28 protein-coding genes are annotated in these 18200 nt (G+C 40.3%); 25 read left to right on the forward strand and 3 right to left on the reverse strand.

The window, feature by feature from the left end:
- Window positions 1–152: 152 nt before the first annotated feature.
- A complete protein-coding gene (locus FFM80_RS05380; RefSeq protein ID WP_137639863.1) occupies window positions 153–464 on the reverse strand; it encodes a helix-turn-helix domain-containing protein in 312 nt (103 codons plus the stop codon).
- Between the two features lie 165 nt (window positions 465–629).
- Here FFM80_RS05380 and FFM80_RS05385 point away from each other — a divergent pair, with 165 nt between their 5' ends.
- The 7 genes from FFM80_RS05385 (at window position 630) to FFM80_RS05415 (ending at window position 5054) form a co-directional block, all read left to right on the forward strand.
- Window positions 630–1004 carry a hypothetical protein gene (locus FFM80_RS05385; RefSeq protein WP_137639864.1) on the forward strand — a complete coding sequence of 125 codons (375 nt, stop codon included), beginning with the start codon at window positions 630–632 and terminating at the stop codon, window positions 1002–1004.
- A 251-nt stretch (window positions 1005–1255) separates the two neighbouring features.
- Entirely contained in the window at window positions 1256–1840 is a 585-nt protein-coding gene (locus FFM80_RS05390) for a hypothetical protein (RefSeq protein ID WP_137639865.1), read from the forward strand.
- Window positions 1841–1868: 28 nt separating this feature from the next.
- Window positions 1869–2294, forward strand: a complete 426-nt coding sequence (locus FFM80_RS05395; RefSeq protein WP_137639866.1) for a hypothetical protein — start codon at window positions 1869–1871, stop codon at window positions 2292–2294.
- A 31-nt stretch (window positions 2295–2325) separates the two neighbouring features.
- On the forward strand, window positions 2326–3114 hold the full coding sequence (locus FFM80_RS05400; protein WP_137639867.1) for a hypothetical protein: 789 nt from the start codon (window positions 2326–2328) through the stop codon (window positions 3112–3114).
- 39 nt (window positions 3115–3153) lie between these two features.
- Window positions 3154–3939 carry a CAP domain-containing protein gene (locus tag FFM80_RS05405; protein ID WP_137639868.1) on the forward strand — a complete coding sequence of 262 codons (786 nt, stop codon included), beginning with the start codon at window positions 3154–3156 and terminating at the stop codon, window positions 3937–3939.
- 26 nt (window positions 3940–3965) lie between these two features.
- Complete coding sequence (locus FFM80_RS05410; RefSeq protein WP_137639869.1) at window positions 3966–4466, forward strand: hypothetical protein; 501 nt, start codon at window positions 3966–3968, stop codon at window positions 4464–4466.
- A gap of 21 nt (window positions 4467–4487) precedes the next feature.
- Complete coding sequence (locus FFM80_RS05415) at window positions 4488–5054, forward strand: hypothetical protein (protein ID WP_137639870.1); 567 nt, start codon at window positions 4488–4490, stop codon at window positions 5052–5054.
- Between the two features lie 157 nt (window positions 5055–5211).
- Here the strand turns inward: FFM80_RS05415 and FFM80_RS05420 are convergent, their stop codons facing one another.
- A complete protein-coding gene (locus FFM80_RS05420; protein WP_137639871.1) occupies window positions 5212–5802 on the reverse strand; it encodes an ATPase in 591 nt (196 codons plus the stop codon).
- Between the two features lie 628 nt (window positions 5803–6430).
- Between FFM80_RS05420 and FFM80_RS05425 the strand changes: the two genes are divergently transcribed.
- The 3 genes from FFM80_RS05425 to FFM80_RS05435 all read left to right on the forward strand — a co-directional run bounded on the left by FFM80_RS05425 (window position 6431) and on the right by FFM80_RS05435 (window position 7619).
- Window positions 6431–6652 (forward strand): hypothetical protein, encoded by a 222-nt coding sequence (locus tag FFM80_RS05425; protein ID WP_349732522.1) that lies wholly within the window; start codon window positions 6431–6433, stop codon window positions 6650–6652.
- Between the two features lie 326 nt (window positions 6653–6978).
- Complete coding sequence (locus FFM80_RS05430; protein WP_137639872.1) at window positions 6979–7188, forward strand: helix-turn-helix transcriptional regulator; 210 nt, start codon at window positions 6979–6981, stop codon at window positions 7186–7188.
- Window positions 7185–7619, forward strand: coding sequence for a hypothetical protein (locus FFM80_RS05435; RefSeq protein WP_137639873.1), 435 nt, complete (start codon window positions 7185–7187; stop codon window positions 7617–7619). Before FFM80_RS05430 ends, FFM80_RS05435 begins: the two co-directional genes overlap by 4 nt.
- A 426-nt stretch (window positions 7620–8045) precedes the next feature.
- On the opposite strand, the gene FFM80_RS05440 is transcribed toward FFM80_RS05435, so the two are convergent.
- Window positions 8046–8375, reverse strand: coding sequence for a helix-turn-helix domain-containing protein (locus tag FFM80_RS05440; RefSeq protein WP_223877305.1), 330 nt, complete (start codon window positions 8373–8375; stop codon window positions 8046–8048).
- A gap of 188 nt (window positions 8376–8563) precedes the next feature.
- Here FFM80_RS05440 and FFM80_RS05445 point away from each other — a divergent pair, with 188 nt between their 5' ends.
- The 15 genes from FFM80_RS05445 to FFM80_RS05515 all read left to right on the forward strand — a co-directional run bounded on the left by FFM80_RS05445 (window position 8564) and on the right by FFM80_RS05515 (window position 18200).
- Window positions 8564–8866, forward strand: a complete 303-nt coding sequence (locus tag FFM80_RS05445) for a hypothetical protein (protein WP_137639874.1) — start codon at window positions 8564–8566, stop codon at window positions 8864–8866.
- Window positions 8867–9013: 147 nt separating this feature from the next.
- Entirely contained in the window at window positions 9014–9514 is a 501-nt protein-coding gene (locus FFM80_RS05450) for a hypothetical protein (protein ID WP_137639875.1), read from the forward strand.
- Between the two features lie 220 nt (window positions 9515–9734).
- On the forward strand, window positions 9735–10295 hold the full coding sequence (locus FFM80_RS05455) for a hypothetical protein (protein ID WP_137639876.1): 561 nt from the start codon (window positions 9735–9737) through the stop codon (window positions 10293–10295).
- Between the two features lie 418 nt (window positions 10296–10713).
- On the forward strand, window positions 10714–10899 hold the full coding sequence (locus FFM80_RS05460) for a hypothetical protein (protein WP_137639877.1): 186 nt from the start codon (window positions 10714–10716) through the stop codon (window positions 10897–10899).
- A 423-nt stretch (window positions 10900–11322) separates the two neighbouring features.
- Window positions 11323–11547 carry a hypothetical protein gene (locus FFM80_RS05465; protein ID WP_137639878.1) on the forward strand — a complete coding sequence of 75 codons (225 nt, stop codon included), beginning with the start codon at window positions 11323–11325 and terminating at the stop codon, window positions 11545–11547.
- 48 nt (window positions 11548–11595) lie between these two features.
- Entirely contained in the window at window positions 11596–12162 is a 567-nt protein-coding gene (locus FFM80_RS05470; RefSeq protein ID WP_137639879.1) for a hypothetical protein, read from the forward strand.
- A 288-nt stretch (window positions 12163–12450) separates the two neighbouring features.
- A complete protein-coding gene (locus FFM80_RS05475) occupies window positions 12451–12876 on the forward strand; it encodes a hypothetical protein (protein WP_137639880.1) in 426 nt (141 codons plus the stop codon).
- Window positions 12877–13744: 868 nt separating this feature from the next.
- Window positions 13745–14194: an RNA polymerase sigma factor gene (locus FFM80_RS05480; RefSeq protein ID WP_137639881.1), complete on the forward strand. Its 450-nt coding sequence runs from the start codon at window positions 13745–13747 to the stop codon at window positions 14192–14194.
- A gap of 186 nt (window positions 14195–14380) precedes the next feature.
- The gene (locus tag FFM80_RS05485; protein ID WP_137639882.1) at window positions 14381–14695 is read left to right on the forward strand and encodes a hypothetical protein; all 315 of its coding nucleotides are present in this window, start codon (window positions 14381–14383) and stop codon (window positions 14693–14695) included.
- A complete protein-coding gene (locus tag FFM80_RS05490) occupies window positions 14695–15771 on the forward strand; it encodes a P-loop NTPase family protein (protein WP_137639883.1) in 1077 nt (358 codons plus the stop codon). The genes FFM80_RS05485 and FFM80_RS05490 overlap by 1 nt, the downstream gene beginning before the upstream one ends.
- Window positions 15768–16373 carry a hypothetical protein gene (locus tag FFM80_RS05495; RefSeq protein WP_137639884.1) on the forward strand — a complete coding sequence of 202 codons (606 nt, stop codon included), beginning with the start codon at window positions 15768–15770 and terminating at the stop codon, window positions 16371–16373. The genes FFM80_RS05490 and FFM80_RS05495 overlap by 4 nt, the downstream gene beginning before the upstream one ends.
- A gap of 137 nt (window positions 16374–16510) precedes the next feature.
- Window positions 16511–17128 (forward strand): replication protein, encoded by a 618-nt coding sequence (locus tag FFM80_RS05500; RefSeq protein ID WP_137639885.1) that lies wholly within the window; start codon window positions 16511–16513, stop codon window positions 17126–17128.
- A 69-nt stretch (window positions 17129–17197) separates the two neighbouring features.
- Window positions 17198–17482: a hypothetical protein gene (locus FFM80_RS05505; RefSeq protein WP_137639886.1), complete on the forward strand. Its 285-nt coding sequence runs from the start codon at window positions 17198–17200 to the stop codon at window positions 17480–17482.
- Window positions 17483–17592: 110 nt separating this feature from the next.
- The gene (locus FFM80_RS05510) at window positions 17593–17937 is read left to right on the forward strand and encodes a hypothetical protein (protein WP_137639887.1); all 345 of its coding nucleotides are present in this window, start codon (window positions 17593–17595) and stop codon (window positions 17935–17937) included.
- An 11-nt stretch (window positions 17938–17948) separates the two neighbouring features.
- Window positions 17949–18200, forward strand: coding sequence for a hypothetical protein (locus tag FFM80_RS05515; protein ID WP_137639888.1), 252 nt, complete (start codon window positions 17949–17951; stop codon window positions 18198–18200).

The following is an 18200-nucleotide window of genomic DNA, read 5'->3' on the forward strand; positions in this document are numbered from 1 at the left end:
AGCCCCCGGTAAAATACCGAGAACTCGCCGTTCAAAAAGCAGCTTAACAATTTGTCCAATTTTAAGGGTTCACTTCATGACGGTACAGCCGCATCAGGTCTTTTTTGGTAAAACGATGGATCGCAGGCTAATCGTGCAACGTCATCATCGCATTACTGGTCATTGACGATATCGTTAGCACGTTCGATTAGCGCGACAAATTGTAATACACTGTCCGTTTGCGCATCGGTTAAGCCTCCCATTTTAAATGAGAGGTCATCAGAAAGTCCCAGTAAATAATCCGCAGAGGTGTCTAAAATTGTGCAGATTTCCACTAGGGTTGCTAAAGCTGGGTAGGATAAGCCTTGCTCGTAAGCCGAGACGGTTCCTTTGCTGACCTCTAAGCGCTTCGAGAGGTCTAACTGTGTAAGGCGCTTGGCCTTGCGCATGGCTTTAAGTCGTTCACCAAAAAAATCTAAATTCATGTGATTTCACCCTCCGTACAGGGTAACAAAACAATGTACGGAAAATTATTGTACTAAGTACATGTAATATTGATGCTTTTATAGTAATTTGATAATATTAGGGGTATGGGGTATTGATTTAGTTAGTATTTTCAAGAATAAGGATAAGTTGAAAGAAGGGAAAACATGCAAGTAGAACACTTTAAACTCAAACCAGCTTGGATAATCGGCATCGTTGGTCTTATTGTGGTGATCGGCGTCGGCGTCATGTTATTACGACCGAAAAAGTTGACCGGGAGTTACTCCACGGACGTTACCGTGCTGTTTGCAACGTCCAAAGACACGATGAAATTCACACGGGATAATCAAGTCGTCGAGTATTCAGACGGCGAGAAGACGAATACGGGGACTTATAAAATTGATGGCGACCAGCTGGTACTTAAGCTTGGTAAGACTGATATTTCAGCTAAGTTGGCTAAGGATAATCAGTCCTTTAAGATCACGTCTGCTAGCGGGATGACCGCTTTCGCTAAAAGGCTGACCTATAAGTTGGACGACTAGTTTTAATGACCGTGGCTGTACCACTAGGAGGAGTATCAAGCGTGATGACTACGTTGGTGGCTGGCGCGGGATTAGTTGGGGGTTAATCAGTTTAATGCGAACGCGGCGACAACGTATTTGTCATCAGGTTACATACAAGTCAGCAAACAACGAAACAGCAATTTTGGTATTTTAGGTTTGACAGGGATACATCGTCAGTACAGACATTTCAGTTGATGAAAAATTTTAGTAAAAAGGATGGCGTTATAGTCATGAGTAAGGAAGATATTTTAAAGTTTTTGGGAACCAAGCGGGCGTTAACCGCGGATGTTCAAGATGCTCGGCACGCCCGGTATGTCGCAGAGACCAATTATGAGCAGATACGTAAACAAGCTAAACACCGTTTGATTTGGGCGATTGTTGGAATTTTTATTTTACCAATTGTGGTCGTTGCAATCAGTCCAATACTCAGTGCAGTGGTCTTCTGGGGTGGCATTGCCGGGACTATTTATTTAGCGTATGTGCAACATGGACAGAAGCGTCAAGCGAGTGACCTGATTGAGCAAGCTAATCAACAAATTAATGCGGCCATGGCAGTACCAGCCTATGTTCAAGGAATGCAAGACTTTCCACAAAAGTTTTATAGTTATTGGACGATTGATCGTTTGATGCACTTGATTAGTGAGAATCGGGCAACCACGTTACAAGAAGCCTTTAACGTTGCTGAAACGCAAGACTTTCAAAATGACCAATTGTCGATGCAACAAGAAAATCTGGCAGTGGCCAAATCGACTAATTCGGCGGCTAATATTTCAGCGGTGGCGAATGTCTTTACAGCGTTTAACACCCGCAAATAAGTAAACAGGCAAAAGGAGTTTAGCTTTAATGAAACGACTGACTAAATTAAGTTTAATGGTATTAGGAATGACGGCCCTAATTGGTGGTAACTTGAACATGACTGCGCAGCCCAGTCAAGCGGCCAAACATAAGACGACTAAAAAGGTTAAGTGGCACAAAGGAACCCCGAAAGCGCTTCGGGGGAAGTATCAAACGAAGCATTTTGGTGCTGATTTAATGTCGCAGTACAAGATTGGCCCGAAGTCTGTCTGGTACTGGAGTTCAGGCATGCCGGTTGTAACGGGCTCACACGTTTATTATCGGTCTCTCGGTCACCATCGGTATATCCTTCGGTATAATGCTCACTGGGTTGGCGGCAAAGGTGGCGAGAAAAATCAGAAGTCGAGTTTTCATAAGATCGGTAAGAATTTTAAGGCTTCTGGCGATAAAATGATGTTTCATCCCTATAAATAAATCTGGACTATAAAAATTGGAAGTGTTAATAATGAAAGTTAAGCATGCACTGATTTCAACATTAGCTGTTTTGAGTGCCATGACGATGAGTCTGATCGTGACGACAACGACTGGTACAGCTGAGACTAAAGTTGCCAGTGTAATCAGGATGACTAGAATCAAACGAACTAAATACTATCCGAATGGCGGTCGTATTTATAAGCGCACGCAGTTAACCAAGAAAGCCCCGGCGTTCAAGTATGTGAAAACACGGCTATATGCGACTAAGTTAGCGAAACTAAAAAAGCCGAATGGTAAAAAGGCGACTTATTACTACGTTAAGAATAAGAAAGGCACGCTTAAAGGCTGGATCTGGCAAGGTTATCTGAATAAGAGTAAAGATTACGCGCAACGTCGTTCAGATTTTAGGCGGATCAAGGCGGCGGTTCAGTATCTTCCTGAGCCTAAGCAGACTAAAGGGATGCAGACTTACAATGAGCGTGTCAATGCAGATTTTGCCGTTAAAAGGTTCAGAATGAAGACGGCTTATAATCGCCAACCGCAAAATGTGCTTGGCATAGCTCCAATTGGAATTCCAGATATTGTCATTAATATGTATGCGTTTACACCGACTGGCTCCAAAGCGATTTTAGGGGCTTACGATACTTTTAAAGGACGTTTCAACAGTAAGACTAATGCAAAACTAGCGAAATTAAGAGGCCGGCTTTTAAAAGCAGTTTCTAAGTATAACGCCGCTGAAAATAGTCGTGACGATAATATTTATGTTACCAGTCAAGCCTTGGTTGATGCATTATATAAAGCAATTCAAACTTTAGCTTAGGGCTGAAGCGAATTAGTTAAAAAATTGGAGGAGTTACAAATGAACACAAAGAAAATTATGATATCAGCGTTAACGGTTCTAAGCGTAACGACGATGGGGGTGGCAGTTACTACAAATAAGACAACCACGGCGTTTGCCAAGGCGAAAGCCGCTAAGGTCGTTAAAACTACGACGTATAAGGCTAAGCATAAAGTGCATGTTCAGGGCGGTTGGATGTATGCCAACGCAAAGTTAACGCATAAAAAGTATCACCTGACTAAGCATTTATATACCAAGTTTTATGCTAGCAAGAAAGTTACGGTTCGCAAAACTAATGGTAAAAAAGTGACACTCAAGTACTTAACTTCTAAGAATAGTAAAGTAAAAGGCTACGTCTATGCCAATAATGTCAGAAATCAATGGGGTTATGGCAAATATAGCGTCGCGGCTTATCGGAAGAGAGCAGTTCGTGATATTAATCATGACCGGGCTACTCGGGGACTCAAGCCGTTAACGGAAACGAAAAAGTTAGATCAAATTGCGCAACGAAACAGTAATCGGATGCTCAAAGATGGGCGTAGTTTCAAGGTAAATGTAGAAGGTACGCCCCATGCTGGTTGGATTGTTGATGACTATTTGGCACCAAAATCTAACCCAATTGTTCATTATGAAAACGGGACACAGTGGGGTCAAGGCTCGGTTAACTCTTGGATGCGGCGGAGTGACCTTAATCGCGACATCGGCGCTATCCCATATCTGATGAGTGCTAAGCATACCCGGATCGGTTTAGGTGGGACGCAGCATGGACAAGCTATTTACATGTTTGTACTCTTGTCGAATGATTAATTGAAATGAATATAGAGGCCCTGATTATGAACAGATTGATTAAAAATCGTTACTGGGTAATGGTTTTTGGACTAACGGCAGTACTGGGTGTTGGTGTGATGATTAATTTAACACCGACAACGGCGCATGCTCAAACAGCAGCGAAGACCAAGTCGTTAAAAGTAGCGCCTAAAAGTTTACGTGGAACTTGGTACCATTATTATAAAGGTCACGGTTTGTATAAGGTGGTTATCAAAAAACATCGCGTTAGCCAGGGCCCTGTTAATGGCAAGCTAATAACGATACCAAGTCTAATGATTGATAAGTTTTATAAGAAAAATAAACGAACTATTTATGCGTTCAATAGCAAGACTGAGCCCACCGATGCGACGGCGTTTGTAAAATATACGAAGAAGATTAAGGGGAAAAAGCGGCACGTCTTAGTCATGCCACAACAAGGTGCTGGTGAGAAGCCCACGGTATTCACGCATTTTAAGGTCAAACGGGCTTATTTTGCCCCGTTATCAGTACAAACACATATGGCTTAGTGGGCTAAAGAAGGTTTAATAATGAAAAAGTTAATAACAATGACACTGGTGGTATTGGGGGCGTTGGCGACTTTTAGTATTGTGGCGATCCCTGCTGCTGCGAGTAATGATCCAGCCCCAGCGATTGGCACACCAACGATAGAAAAAATCACGCCTGGCTATCGACGCATCGAGATTTGGAAGATTGACAGTCGTTATAAGTATAAAGTTGCCAATAAACATGCCAAAACGTATCGGATCAGTGGGACGAAAAAGCAGACGAAGTTGAAGGTTAATCATTACCTAAAGAATTATAAAAAAGCGACGTGGACGCGCAAGAAGATTACCCAAATCAAGCATAAAGGCAAGTGGATGATGTACTACTATATCACTACAAAAAAACATCATGCGGGTGGTTGGGTCAAATTAACTGATGTTAGAGTAGTCAGTCCACGGCCATCTAAGGCACATGGGCACAATATGGCTGATTTTGATACTTGGTATCGAGGATTGTCTCAAGCAGGTCGTAACTGGTACCGGGGATTTGCACAAGCTGGTGGTGCGGCTGACCTGGATGTAAATGGTGAACAAGTACCCACACAATTTTAAGCTTTTTACAATCTAAAATACTAAGAAATATGAATAATGGTGTCGGTTTGATGCCATTGGAAAAACGTGATCCGTTGCATAAGTAACGGTTCTTAACACTTGATTGAAATAACCCGGTAAAGCCAAATTGGTTTTACCGGGTTATTTGTGGTGAGCTTTAGTCGTTAACTAGTTTTAATAATGATTTGCTAGATGGTAACCAAGGGTAGTCTTCAAGATCATCTTGTAAAATAGTGTTGTCATCTCGGGCAAATATTAAGGTTAGGGTTTGATCATTAGCGAAAATCCGTATTCGATCGACCTGCCGGGCAATTCGAGGTAGGTTATTTAATGATTGCCGATACCGCTTGAAAATTAGGTTAGTCGGTACGCCATGGCCACCTTTAGCCACTCGTTGACTGACCCGTTTAACGGCAATAGTTGGATCTGCTAGTGCAACGTAAAGTAGGGTTACGCTAAAGCCGAGATCATGGGCCATGTTGATATAGTTTTGTTGAGTGTGACCGTTGCCAGCTAAAGTTGTTTCTACGTGCAATGATTTTTTGGTATTGAGTGCAGCCCTAATTTTTTTAACTTCAATGCGCATCGCTGCTAAATTATCTTTAGGTACTCGCCAATCACCGTTTAGTTGTCTCAAAATTTCGTCAGCATTAAGTCGTAAGGTTTGACCAAATAAGGTTGGGTAGACTTCATAAAGCGTGCTTTTTCCGGCGCCGTTTACACCAGCAACGATAAGATAGTCTAACATCAGCGGATAAATGTTCTACGGTTGATGATTTTGAGTTGGCGTTTTTTTAAAGCGGCGTCTAATTGTCGCTTATAGTTGGCTTTTTTATGTGGATTGGTTTCATATAAAGTGCCATGCATGAGATTATCAATTGTAGTTGGCTGTGGTCGACTAATCGTCCTATTGGTTGAATTGCTCATTACAATCACCTAACTTTCTTGAAATAAGTATACAAGAATAGAGGTTAAAATGTAAGCAAACGGACTGATTGTTAGGTCTTAGCAGTCTATTCTTAGATTTAGTATTTAGAATTAACTGAGGGTCATAATTGATAAGCGAACTAGCTGTAATCTGATCGGTGTCAAAGTAATTCCAATGATTGGCAATGGATAAGTGAGTCGCTTATGTTAAAGGAAACATGTGGTGCTAAAATAACTAGCCAGTTAAGAATGTTAAAAATGAAAACGATCCTTGTAGGTGATTTACATTTAAAAGTGCGCTTGATTTTGCCGCTTGTCACTCAAGCCACGTCACAAGTTGGTCAAAACAAGTTATTTTGTTGGGTGACTATTTAGATGATTATAACTGTAACCAGGATGCCCAATTATACTGGGATGAACTAAATTTTCTAATTGACTGGAAGCGTCTGATGACGGCTACTGGGGTCAATGTGATTACGTTATTAGGCAATCATGAGGCGCCTTATCTAACTGGGAAATTACACAATTACTCGTTACACGCAGGCATCGAAAACAATGCTCGATCAATTGATGTTGCGGATACGGTTGCTGAAAAATTAATGACGTTAAAGGATTCCATGAGCTTAATTATCACAAACGTAAATTTATCCTGTTTCATTATCCAAATTTAGAGTGGAATGGTTATTATCACCAGGCCATCCAATTATACGGGTATGTGCACGATACGCGGACTAATTATTTTAATGGTCTTTGGGGGCCGAATGCCGTTAACGTTGGTGCTGATATGATTAATTATCGGCCGCTTAGTATCGATGAGGTAGTTGACCTCGTGAATCAGCGTGAAATGACCTGGTTATGATCATGCTCAGTAGTCTGGAACTTGTTTCCAGGTTTTTTTCATACAGCGGTCTTAAAGTGTAAAGAATACTTTACACATAGTGTCAAATGTGTTTTACTTTAAGTGTCAAGAACTTTTGACATTGAGAAGGTGGAAACGATGCAAAATAGCATTGCCGTTCGGCGGAAGAAGTTAAAATTATCGCAAGCAGAAATTGCTGAGTTAACTAAGGTGACTCGGCAAACGATTAATGCCATTGAAAACGATAAGTATGATCCATCGCTGGCCTTAGCCTTTAAGTTAGCCACAGTCTTAAATACCAAGGTAGACACGCTATTCGACTACCAGCCAAAGGAGGAGTCAAAATGACACGGGCACAAAGAATTGTTCGTTTAACCTTTTGGGACAATAACCTGACTGTTGTTCTCTTAGGAGGATTATTTTTTGGGGTGGCGATGCCGTCCTGGTTGAGCTTGATCATTGTTGCATTAATTAGTGCGAATCTCGGGGGGCTGTGTTGGTATCTGTCGAAGTACTTAGGCGTCAAGACATTCAAGGGGCTTTATTTTGTTGATGATGAACGAGATAAGGTGGTTGCGTTGCGCGTGCATAATGTGTGTATGAACACGTTGCTCAGTAGCATCTATGCACTGATGGCCATTGTCTTTGTGCTCATGGGATCAGGCTGGCACCTCACAGTAGTGTTATTTGGAAACATTATTTTAGGGTTACTGTTAGTTGTTATAGTTGTTAGTAATTGTCAGTATTACTACCTTTGGCATAAGTATGATAAAGCTTAACTGAGTTTAATAAATGAAGCGTCGTCAAAAGTCTGGAAAATACTTTCAGGCTTTTTTAATGCGCAGAAATCGGTTCGACTAGCGTTTTTTCAGAAAAGTCGGTATGATGGAGCTTAGGATTAGTCACGGGGGTCGTAGCCAAGTGCTATGGCTGTGAAAGGAAGATTTAATTATGGCAAACATTCAATGGTTGAATGGTACTCCGGCTCTGAGAAAAAACTAGGATCGATGATAAAATAGGAATTAATTGACCAAAAAAGCCCGTTTTAACGGGCTTTTTTAATACAATAAATTAAATGAATAGTGCGTACTAGTTTCTACAAAAACGTACTTGTTTGAGCAATGCTAAGCAATAATTAGCAAATTTGGGCACCTTTTTGGGCACACGGATTTACTGAATGGACATATGAAGACAAGACAATCTTTTTATTTTCTTGGGACGGCCAGTAGGTCAACCAGTTTCTCTATGGCTGCCAATGTTTCTTGGTCTGTGATCAAATCTAGTTTACTATCGATTCGTGTCTTAACGTGATTGCTATCAGGAAATGAAAAGATGGACGCATAATCGACTCCAAGGGCTGTAACAATTTTTTCAAGTGTGTCTAACCGAATATTTGAGCGTGAGCCACGTTCGATTCTCGATATGACTGATGCATCGATATCAGCACGTTCAGCCAACTGTTCTTGTGTCATTTTCTTTGCCAATCGTAATTGGAGAATCCGTTCGGCTACTTTACTTCCCATACTAGTATCCAATGAGCTCCCTCCCTATCTAGTATCAAGCGTAGTAAAACGGTAGAAAAGGAAACAGGGACAATAAGCCTATTTTTAATCTAAAAATTGACTTAATGACAACATTAGTGTTAAAATTTAATTGAAACATTAGTTTTACTCGATTATAATATAGGGGAATTATTACATTCAGAATAAGGGGGAGTGGGTCAATGAATAATACCAATGATAAAAAATTCGAGTGGTCGATCGAAGGAGATATATTAGCTGTATACCTACATAAATATCAAACTGACGGTCTTAATCACAATACAAGGACAGAGTATGCTCAACTTCTTGGAACTACTAACAGTGGACTAAAGGCACGTGTGAGACAAGTAACTGGAGTAGATGCTAACGATCCTAGTAAGGGATTAGCCAATCCGACAATCAATACTGTTACTGCCTCAAAGCTTCTTAATGAGGTGGATAATCAAGAAGCTTGGGCAAACTTTATTAATACACTGTGGCCTTAACCCGCCGCCACTAATCCCGATGCCTCAAATTCAGCCACTACTGACGCTGTGAGCCTCACTGCGACCCAACTACCGACCTCCAGCTCAGCCATATATCCTAAACTCGCACCAACGGCTACTGAGACTGCTAAGCCGGTAGCTAATTTCTTGAACCAATTGGATGCTGATACGAAGACCAGTCAAACGGCTACCGTTTATGAAGGGACCTTTCAACAGACGATGACCGGTGGTGAATTAGTGGGTCATCCCACAACTAGTTCAACTATTCGACGCATTGCCGTATCCGAAAATTATGTCCGGCAAAACAATCTGATTCATGGCGATGAAGTGCGCTTTGAATTACCGCACCCGAAAGACCCGGTCATTATTAGTAAAGAACGACCAGAGCATTCCCAAGCTAGTCGATATCGTGATATTGAAGTCACCGTTAAGCAACGTAATTATGTCTTATATGCGGATACGACCGTGACTGGCGAACCACTAGTCAAAGTCTCACCATTCAAAAAGTATCTGATTCCCAAAGCCTATGCGACCGCCACGGGGGTCACGTTAGGTGATGTCGTGACCTTGCGGTATAACACGACCGCTGAATATCCTAGTTTTCGCGTGGTGTGGCTCGACTTTAGTCATCGCCGCATGAGTCATTAATTGTTATGCTTTCAAACGGGCGTCCCGGAATACTCCGGGACTCATTGGGGGTAAACCCCCAATACCCCTTCCTTACCAAATGGCCCGGTGCTGCGCACCGCTGCCGTCCATGGGGCTAAAACCGCCCCATGCCCCAACTAATTCATGTAAGAAGAATCGTGGACCCGGTCGGAAAGTAGGGGAAACGTCAAAAATGAAAATCAAAAAGGGAGTTTTTAAAATGAAGAAGTTAAATCAAGTAGTTGTCGCCTTAATGGCTGTTGGGATGTTGGGTGGCACGATTATGCCTGCGGTCACAGCATCAGCCGCTAGTACCGGATATAGCCGGAATCGAAAAATTAGTACCCGGCATGCGACTTATCGGGTGAAAAATACTAAAGGCAAGACGTATACCATTACCGGTCCGGCTAAAAATGTAAAGCTAAAGACGAATCATTATTTGAAGAACTATAAGAAAAACAAGTGGATTCGGACAAAAATTACCCAAGTTAAACATCATGGCAATTGGCTAGTTTATTACTATATGAAGCCAGTTACCAAGAAGAAGCATACTGGTGGGTGGGTTAAATTAACTGATATGAAACCAGTTAAAACATATAAAGCTGGACCTCATAATGATGCGGATTTTGATACTTGGTATCGAACATTAAATAGTGATGGCCGAAATGCATATTCAGGATGGACTGATAGCGGCGCACTTGATGCTAATGGTGACCCATCTCAATTTCCATATAATCGTGAACAAACAAAAGCTTATTTACTTGGAATTAAAATGCGTTGATTATTACCAAACTAAAGTCAATTGACTTTGGTTTGGCCTGCGATTCGCCTACGCGAATCGCTATTATTGGAGCTATCGCCCCACACTCCATCGGGAAGATATGTCAGACCAAGTTTGTTTAGATACATTAGCTCAATTATAAGTATATTTTAACCAATTCAGTCAATTGGGGATTAACGTATCAACCGACCACAACATCATGAAGCTATTGATTTAAATCAGCCCGTATCACAAGCCATCTTTGATAATTAAGCAAAAGACCAATAATCACTATTTTCATTCAGCGATTATCGGTCTTTTATGCTACACAGCCCAAAACCGGGGGTGTGGACAGTCTCTCAACTTGAAAATCACCTATATCTATCGTATACTTACCTAGATAGCAGGGGTAAGACCCTAGATAAAGGAGGAGTACCTTATGGCAACTGTAAATAATGTAAATTCTATTACGTTAGAGCCAGCTGAAATGGAAACATTACTGTCGGATTTAAATAATCCAAATGTATCATATACAGGATTCACTGGGACTGCAACTCCTTTTGGTTCAGCTAGTGACTTAGACCGAATTGTTAAACAGAATATGTCTAGGTTGTCCAAAAAGTAGTGGCCTCGGATACGATTAGTCCCCAGACATTATAAATCTAACACACAAAATTATGACACTTTAATTGCATTCAAAAAATTTAAAGCTCCTAATCAAGGTTAGATAATATTTAAACTTCATTACTAAAAAGACCAATTCCATTATATAAGAATCGGTCTTTTATTTTATCATCTTGCTCTTCATCATTTTGTTGCTACAATGGCGGTGATAGGGGCTACTACACCTTTCAAGACCCATTCTGGGATAATTACCGGGTCTTGAAACCCACGATTCGCATACGCGAATCGCTAATCTTGGGGCATTCGTCCCACACCCCCATTAATTTACGTTTAATCAGTCAATCTTATCTATAACATTCTAATTTTAAGCGACCTATTCATAGATTTCTTTTTTTATGCTTTGAAAAACTGGGAGGTTTTAATATTGAACAGAAATTATCAATATCATGTGGTCAATGTTATTTATGATACTAAAATGAAAACTTATATGACCGGTGACCTCAATAAAACTTTTAGCAAACATGGCCAGTATCAGTCATTAGACGACTGGCTAAACACTTGTATTCCATCAAATGCAACCTTAATTAGTGTGACTGAATCTTTTAATAATATCGATATTGTTGAATATTTAGTGACCTATGCCAGTTAATTTCGCCATCTTAATCGTTATATCATTACTTTATAGGAGGATATTGTTATGGCAAAATTTTTAATTGTCGACCCTATTTGTATCATGGGCAAAAGTGATTGGAACCATGTTAATGTAATTGGTGACCAACTTTGTGATGAACAAGCTGAAGCCCAAATGACTGCCATTGAACAAACAAAATATGAAACTGCTTGTGAAGACCAAGCATTCAAAAACTTTTTCATGACTTTATCAGCCAATGTTACCGTTGGGTCTATTTTTAGTAATTATTTAGCTTATGTCACATCAATCAAAAACCACTCACCCCAAGTTCAAGTTGAAGGTCCGGCTTTTTACTTACGTAATAATTATCTGATTGCTAAATTAACACCCGCGCTACTAAATTATATTGAGCAAGTTGGCCCCAAGACATCTACGTTAACAAAATTAAATGTTCTAACTAATAAATCAACTAGTTTATTGGATACGTTAGTCCAAGGTCATTGCGCTCAGTTATTAACGGTACCTGATAATCAATCATCTTTTAGTTTAACAATTCCCGCTGACGGTGAAACGCGAACTTGGGACAATAAACAGCTTGTTTCTGACAAGACTGTTACTATTCAATGTGCCTAATTCAACCATCTTGTGCTTTCTCATTATCTCCGTTACAATAGCTGATAATGGGGGTCTACCAAAATGAGCCTCTTCTGGGAGGGCCATTTTAGACCCGCGATTCGCCTACGCGAATCGCTAACCTTGGGGCATTCGCCCCACACCCCCATCTAACTCATGTAAAAATTTTCGTTGACCTTTCTATTATCAACTTAAATTTTTACGTTCCATTTCCAGTCGGACCGGAATCAGACCGGCACCGGACTAATATGTCACCTTCAGACTACCTATAGAATGGACCGATGCAAAATGGCAAAATTGACGCTTTGGGACAATGGGGTAACGGGCTTAACCTTCACAGGGGCCATCACGTTAACGGCCTTTGACCCGCATACCCAAGATTTCACGTTACAACTACAGCGCCATGGCTTGCAGTCGCAATTGCCAGCTAAGTTTAAGCTCACGGATTTACCTACGTTTTCGATTGCCCGGCTGGATTTAGATGGCCAAACTATCTTACCCACGTGGCGTCCTAATCGTTATGGTCAACCCGCAGATGATAATGCCTTTCAAACAGTCACCTTAACTCATGATTTGATTATCATTCAAGTCGATGCCAAGGGGACCCCGGAATCGGTCTTTGACCGGTATACCCCATATGAAGTTGTTGGGCAATCCGGCCGGAAACAGCTACTTGATTATCAGCAAAGACTTAGACAAACTGTCTTGATTTAACAGAACTACATCTCATAACTAACAGATTTAACCGATCTCCATCAACTCAGGAGACCGGCTTTTTTTTTGCTGATTATTACTGTAAGATGAAGCCACAAATAGAAAAGGGAGCTGAGTATAATGAGATTTACTGCTCATGTCACATTTATTGATTCACCGGAGACCCAACAAAAACAAGCTAAAAGTTTGCAAAATCAGACGCCACTAAATAAGAAAACGGATTCTTTTCAGAAGTCTGTAAATACAACGCCAATAGATAGTACAGGTAATAAGGTGAAAAATAGTTAACACATATGTTTTATCAACTAGTTCCAACACAATTCTAGTTTTCCAAGTATGTACAAAATAAGTCATTAAAAAAACACGATTGGCTGTCAAAAAGTCATCGTGCTTTTTTTAATAACTGTATAATTATGATTAACATAATTTTTTAATAAAAAGCAGTAGCCTCGCGTACGCGAGGCTCTCTCTCTTGGGGTAAAGAGCACCCCACGCCCCGACTAATTCATGTAAACACTTCTATTAATTGGTTCCTTGCAGTCACTAGCATAAAGCTAAAGACAGTACTTGTCAAGTTCTCTTGCTGTTATTGAATAAGATATAGCTGTCCCTAAATAGTGTAGTAATGACCATTGAATTTTTTTAGAAAGCCTGAAAGGAGAGATAAAAGCGTCTAAAAAAACAGAGAGGTGTTTGCATAGAAATTAAGCTCTAATTCAAAGCGGGACAGATTATAAGCGCATAGCTAGGCTAAGAAGCCTTGCTATGCGCTTTTTTTGTTTATCTAATTTTGATGGCTAAGGTCACCTGGTACGGGTAAAACTCTTTTCTGTCCATTTTGAGTTGCAAGCAGAAGGGGTGCACTAACATGGGAAAACTGGAACAAGACAATATTAACCGGCTGGTTAGCGGGTTAGATAATAAGGAGTATTGGCAAAGAATTTTGAATAAACTTGATCGTCCACGTTTAAATGCAGAACGTCAGGACCGAAGACACAATACTATTCGAGGTGAAGAATACTTCAATGATGGTTATGAAGTGACGGTTTTTGACACAATTTATGTGGAACACCAAGATCCCGAAAGCATAATAATTCAGTGCGAGGAATCTCGTCAACTCTCAAATGCCTTAAGTAAATTAAGCGAGAAGGATGCTTTTGTTGTGCTGGAATTGTTTTTACATTTTAAAACGTTAACAACAGTTAGCCGTGAAATGGGCATAACAGTTCCAGCGGTCAGAAAAAGAAAAATTAAAATATTAGCGATATTACGAACTTTGCTGATAGAACAGGGATTCTGCCAGCCTTTAGAATGGTGAAAAAAAGTTTTTTAAACTTTTTTTCAAAAAATGGTATAAAAAGTGCCAAAAAATGTCCTGAGTAGTAGAGAGTAAAATAATTTGCTCAAAGAAGGGTGGCGATAATTCATGATGATTCATGTTCGTAGTCCGGCATGCATTCTTAGTCGACCGTCAAAAACTCACAAAATTAAAGGGGAAACAGCTATGAAAACACGTTTTAGAAAGTCCGGGTACTCAGATGCAACTGTTATTAAGTACATTGATCCTGAAAATCCGATTTATTTGCTAAGTACGGAGTCTGAAAAGCAATTCAAGTATGTGGACGGCAAACGTACTGATGAGGTGACGGGGTATCGTTCTTGGTACACGCAAGAAGGCTTACCACCTTTTATGGTTAAGTTTGAAAAAGACGTGAAGCTACCTAAGTATCTATCATTGGTTAAGTTCGAAAATTTACAAGGTATCGAAATTCGATACGATGTTTATTTTAAAGCTGACGATGTTACTGAGGTTAAATAATGCAAGCTGTAGAGCTAGCACAGTACTTGCTACAAGCTTTAAATATGGCTTTAGGTCAACTGATGCAAGGCGAAACGAGTTACACAAATAGTTTTGACATAAAAGTTATTAATGGTGGAATAATTTTTATTCCGCGACTTCCAGCCGGATATATTATCGATGATGAACTTTATCAAAAGATATTTTTGATTGCTAATGCAGCGCTATATCCACGGTACACGCTATTAAAGCAAAATTCGGCATACTTTGTGCCACTGAAAACAGATGACATTCATGTGCAACGCGGCCTTTTCTTTCCAATGAAAGTTGGTATATCGGAGCGATTGATCATTCCCAATTTGAGTCGATTTGTTGACACACTATCTGGTGATGTCGTCCCGATTATGAAAAACTTAACCGTCAAGTACGATAAGGTAACATCCATAGCTATTTGTGGAAATTCAGGCTCTGGGAAATCGTACGCGCTCACTTACTTTTTAAGTGTGCTAAAACCGATATCGGAATTAATTATTGTTGATCCGAAGTTTGATACACCTAGCCGATGGGCACGGGTGAATGAGGTTCCGGTGATTCATCCTCAGAAAAACCGATCGAAGTCAGACTTTCTTTCAGAAGTTAATTCAGCGCTAAGTAAGTGCTTAAAGCGGATCCAAGATCGACAGGAAATTTTATATGATGACCCTGCCAAAAGTTTTAAACATATAACCATTGTGATTGACGAGGTTTTGGCGCTGTCTGAGGGAGTCAACCGGGCTATCAAAGATTCCTTCTTTTCGCTGTTATCACAGGTGGCCTTGCTTGGCCGTGCGACTAGTGTTCACTTACTGCTGGTCTCTCAACGATTTGACCACACCAGTATACCTGTAAGTGTGCGCGAACAGCTGAATGTTCTATTGCAAGTTGGAAATATCAATAAGAAATCGACACAATTTTTATTTCCTGACCTTGATCCGGAGGGAATTGTCATTCCGATTGGTAAGGGGACTGGGTTAATTCAAGTTATTGATGCCGAGCATCCCTATCAGGTTTTACCGCTACTTTGTCCAACTTATTACACTCAGAAAGGGATCTTATGATGAAAAAAACACTGTTTATGAAGCTTTACCGACCGATATATATAGGCTTTTGGCTGGATATTGCCTTGCTGGCCGCATGGTTTATCCTAGAAATCTTTGCGTACATGCTAGCTAAGTCTGCCTTGGCTGGAACAACAAGTTTGGTTTCATGGGTTTCAGTGGCCATTGTTGCGACTGAAACTGTCGGTCTCGGCCTAATGCTTCTTCTGCTTTTTACAACCTTCATACTGTATGCAGACCGTCTCCCTGACGCGAGTATCTCGTGTACGACTCAATCAGTGAAGCAGACACTTAGTCTGCATCGATTTCTAAATCGTCGAGATGTAACCGTCACTCAATTAATAGTAGGCGTACCAGCCAACACTAAAAATAGTCGAGTAACGAGTGCATTTAATCGTGCGGTTAAAAAGAGTGTGGTAGATATTCAGAGCGATAAAGTAATAGTTTTGGTTCAGTTACCCTACACTCAACAGTCACAAGAAATTTTCAAGACTATTGACTCGCAGCTAAAAGAGTACCTTGCCAATCAAATGCCGGATTACTATTTCTCTGGGGCTACCCGTGATAGAAACGTACTTTGGTTTGAAGGTCGGAAGCGATAGATACCAATTGAGTGCGCCGCGGCTTACGAAGTAAGAGCCGCGGCAGCACTCTTTTTTTAATTAACTCTTATTGATCCTATGGGGGCTACTACGACCCCCCATAGGATCAATAATCAATAATCAGGGAGGAATAACATATGGTTAAAGACAAACGTTCAAATAAATGGGCATTCTTGATGTATCAAGAAAGTGCACCTGAAAATTATATGGAAGTACTAAACGGTATGCAGGTACCGTACATTCTTAGTCCATGGCACGACAAAGACGTGAATTTTAAGACTGGCGAGCTGAAAAAGGCGCATAAACATGGTGCGCTTTTCTTTGAAAGTTTGAAGAGCTACACGCAAGTTTCAGACTTGATTAGCGAAAAACTTAATGGTCCGACTCATGTCGAAGTTGTTATGTCTCCCAAAGGTATGTATGACTATTTTACCCACGCTGAGAATCCAGAAAAAACACCTTACAAAGTCGAAGATATCGAAAGCGGTGGCGGCTTTGAGTTGGATAAGTTTTTAGTAGAACAAAACTCCGACACATTTATGAATGACGTGGTCGATGTGATTGAAGACAAAGATATCACAGAGTTTGAAGATTTGGTTTATTACGCACGTGATAACGATTATGCTTTGCTATCACTGATTGTGGATCATACCTTCTTTTTTTCAAAGTATTTAGATTCACGACGCAACAATCCCAACCGTAAATCACGACTGGAAGTAGACGATGCAACAGAAGATCCAGCACATGATGACTAACGCTATGTTTAAAATATGGCACTTTACTGATGATATGCAATAAGTATTTAAAGAATGGAGATTATTATAATGAAAAAAATGATTAATGATGACGAACGTGCGGCCGTTGCAGCCTTGGTAGTTAACCTAGAACAACAATTGCGGCAGCTTACTCAATTTTCCGCACAGAACAATAAAGTTATTGCGCATACCATTACAAACGATAATGGTACTACCATGCCTGAGTATGCCGATCTCTTGAAAAATTGTGAGTCTCTGGAAGCCTTTGTGGAGGCTTTTCATGATCAGGTGCAAAATGACGTTCAATTCACGCTCCCGTACTCTGAATGCCCAACTCATCACGTTGAATTCTGAGTAATTTGAGGTAAGAAAAAATAAACTTATCAATGATTACTCTGTTACCGATGTTCAGACCGAACATATATGTATACCGAAACATAAACAAAAGAATGGAGAACTTAAACATGAATAAAAAGATGAACAGAAGCAATAACTCGAATGCTGATATTTTTGGAATCTCAATTCCTACTATTGAAGTATCTAAGACTAAGCTTGACAGTCATAGAACTGTTGCCATTGCCTTGTCTGAACTGGAACAGCAACTCGATTACTTGGCTAAGACAATGACGCGAAGCAATAAGATTATGAAACATTTAGTTACAAAGAACGGCAAGGCTATTAGTCCAGACTATGCCGACCTTCTGATGGACTATAGCGACTTTGCAGAATACCTGAACACTTACCGACTATCAGTTCACCATGATTGTCTAAATGCTAACTTTTTCTTACTTCTTGAAGGCAAGGCCTAAGGAGAGGAACTATGACGAAAGAAATTTTTGAAAATATAAAATTGTTAGAAGAAGCAGCTACTGAACTGCTTCAACTGGTTACTACAATCGCCGATGTTAGAGAAGAATTATCTAGCACCTTACCAAATGGCAAGTTAGTGAAGATTCCAACATTGTTGGTTTCTTTAGAAAGCCAACTCATGTCGATAGCGAATAAACTTGATGATTACGCCGATTATCTAACTACCGAATCGTTACCAACCAAAAATAATACAAAGGGGTAG

This window comes from Lactiplantibacillus dongliensis, from assembly GCF_005405105.1.
GTDB classification, from domain to species: Bacteria; Bacillota; Bacilli; order Lactobacillales; family Lactobacillaceae; genus Lactiplantibacillus; species Lactiplantibacillus dongliensis.

Excerpts from the sequence above, each read along its gene's own strand:
- FFM80_RS05460 (WP_137639877.1), top strand. The coding sequence starts at position 10,714 with ATGGCAACTGTAAATAATGTAAATTCTATTACGTTAGAGCCAGCTGAA.
- FFM80_RS05475 (WP_137639880.1), top strand. The coding sequence starts at position 12,451 with ATGGCAAAATTGACGCTTTGGGACAATGGGGTAACGGGCTTAACCTTC.
- FFM80_RS05400 (WP_137639867.1), top strand. The coding sequence starts at position 2,326 with ATGAAAGTTAAGCATGCACTGATTTCAACATTAGCTGTTTTGAGTGCC.
- FFM80_RS05470 (WP_137639879.1), top strand. The coding sequence starts at position 11,596 with ATGGCAAAATTTTTAATTGTCGACCCTATTTGTATCATGGGCAAAAGT.
- FFM80_RS05495 (WP_137639884.1), top strand. The coding sequence starts at position 15,768 with ATGATGAAAAAAACACTGTTTATGAAGCTTTACCGACCGATATATATA.
- FFM80_RS05485 (WP_137639882.1), top strand. The coding sequence starts at position 14,381 with ATGAAAACACGTTTTAGAAAGTCCGGGTACTCAGATGCAACTGTTATT.
- FFM80_RS05385 (WP_137639864.1), top strand. The coding sequence starts at position 630 with ATGCAAGTAGAACACTTTAAACTCAAACCAGCTTGGATAATCGGCATC.
- FFM80_RS05430 (WP_137639872.1), top strand. The coding sequence starts at position 6,979 with ATGCAAAATAGCATTGCCGTTCGGCGGAAGAAGTTAAAATTATCGCAA.
- FFM80_RS05420 (WP_137639871.1), bottom strand. The coding sequence starts at position 5,802 with ATGTTAGACTATCTTATCGTTGCTGGTGTAAACGGCGCCGGAAAAAGC.
- FFM80_RS05480 (WP_137639881.1), top strand. The coding sequence starts at position 13,745 with ATGGGAAAACTGGAACAAGACAATATTAACCGGCTGGTTAGCGGGTTA.
- FFM80_RS05500 (WP_137639885.1), top strand. The coding sequence starts at position 16,511 with ATGGTTAAAGACAAACGTTCAAATAAATGGGCATTCTTGATGTATCAA.
- FFM80_RS05380 (WP_137639863.1), bottom strand. The coding sequence starts at position 464 with ATGAATTTAGATTTTTTTGGTGAACGACTTAAAGCCATGCGCAAGGCC.
- FFM80_RS05405 (WP_137639868.1), top strand. The coding sequence starts at position 3,154 with ATGAACACAAAGAAAATTATGATATCAGCGTTAACGGTTCTAAGCGTA.
- FFM80_RS05435 (WP_137639873.1), top strand. The coding sequence starts at position 7,185 with ATGACACGGGCACAAAGAATTGTTCGTTTAACCTTTTGGGACAATAAC.
- FFM80_RS05490 (WP_137639883.1), top strand. The coding sequence starts at position 14,695 with ATGCAAGCTGTAGAGCTAGCACAGTACTTGCTACAAGCTTTAAATATG.
- FFM80_RS05510 (WP_137639887.1), top strand. The coding sequence starts at position 17,593 with ATGAATAAAAAGATGAACAGAAGCAATAACTCGAATGCTGATATTTTT.
- FFM80_RS05515 (WP_137639888.1), top strand. The coding sequence starts at position 17,949 with ATGACGAAAGAAATTTTTGAAAATATAAAATTGTTAGAAGAAGCAGCT.
- FFM80_RS05505 (WP_137639886.1), top strand. The coding sequence starts at position 17,198 with ATGAAAAAAATGATTAATGATGACGAACGTGCGGCCGTTGCAGCCTTG.
- FFM80_RS05390 (WP_137639865.1), top strand. The coding sequence starts at position 1,256 with ATGAGTAAGGAAGATATTTTAAAGTTTTTGGGAACCAAGCGGGCGTTA.
- FFM80_RS05415 (WP_137639870.1), top strand. The coding sequence starts at position 4,488 with ATGAAAAAGTTAATAACAATGACACTGGTGGTATTGGGGGCGTTGGCG.
- FFM80_RS05455 (WP_137639876.1), top strand. The coding sequence starts at position 9,735 with ATGAAGAAGTTAAATCAAGTAGTTGTCGCCTTAATGGCTGTTGGGATG.
- FFM80_RS05410 (WP_137639869.1), top strand. The coding sequence starts at position 3,966 with ATGAACAGATTGATTAAAAATCGTTACTGGGTAATGGTTTTTGGACTA.
- FFM80_RS05445 (WP_137639874.1), top strand. The coding sequence starts at position 8,564 with ATGAATAATACCAATGATAAAAAATTCGAGTGGTCGATCGAAGGAGAT.
- FFM80_RS05395 (WP_137639866.1), top strand. The coding sequence starts at position 1,869 with ATGAAACGACTGACTAAATTAAGTTTAATGGTATTAGGAATGACGGCC.
- FFM80_RS05425 (WP_349732522.1), top strand. The coding sequence starts at position 6,431 with ATGACGGCTACTGGGGTCAATGTGATTACGTTATTAGGCAATCATGAG.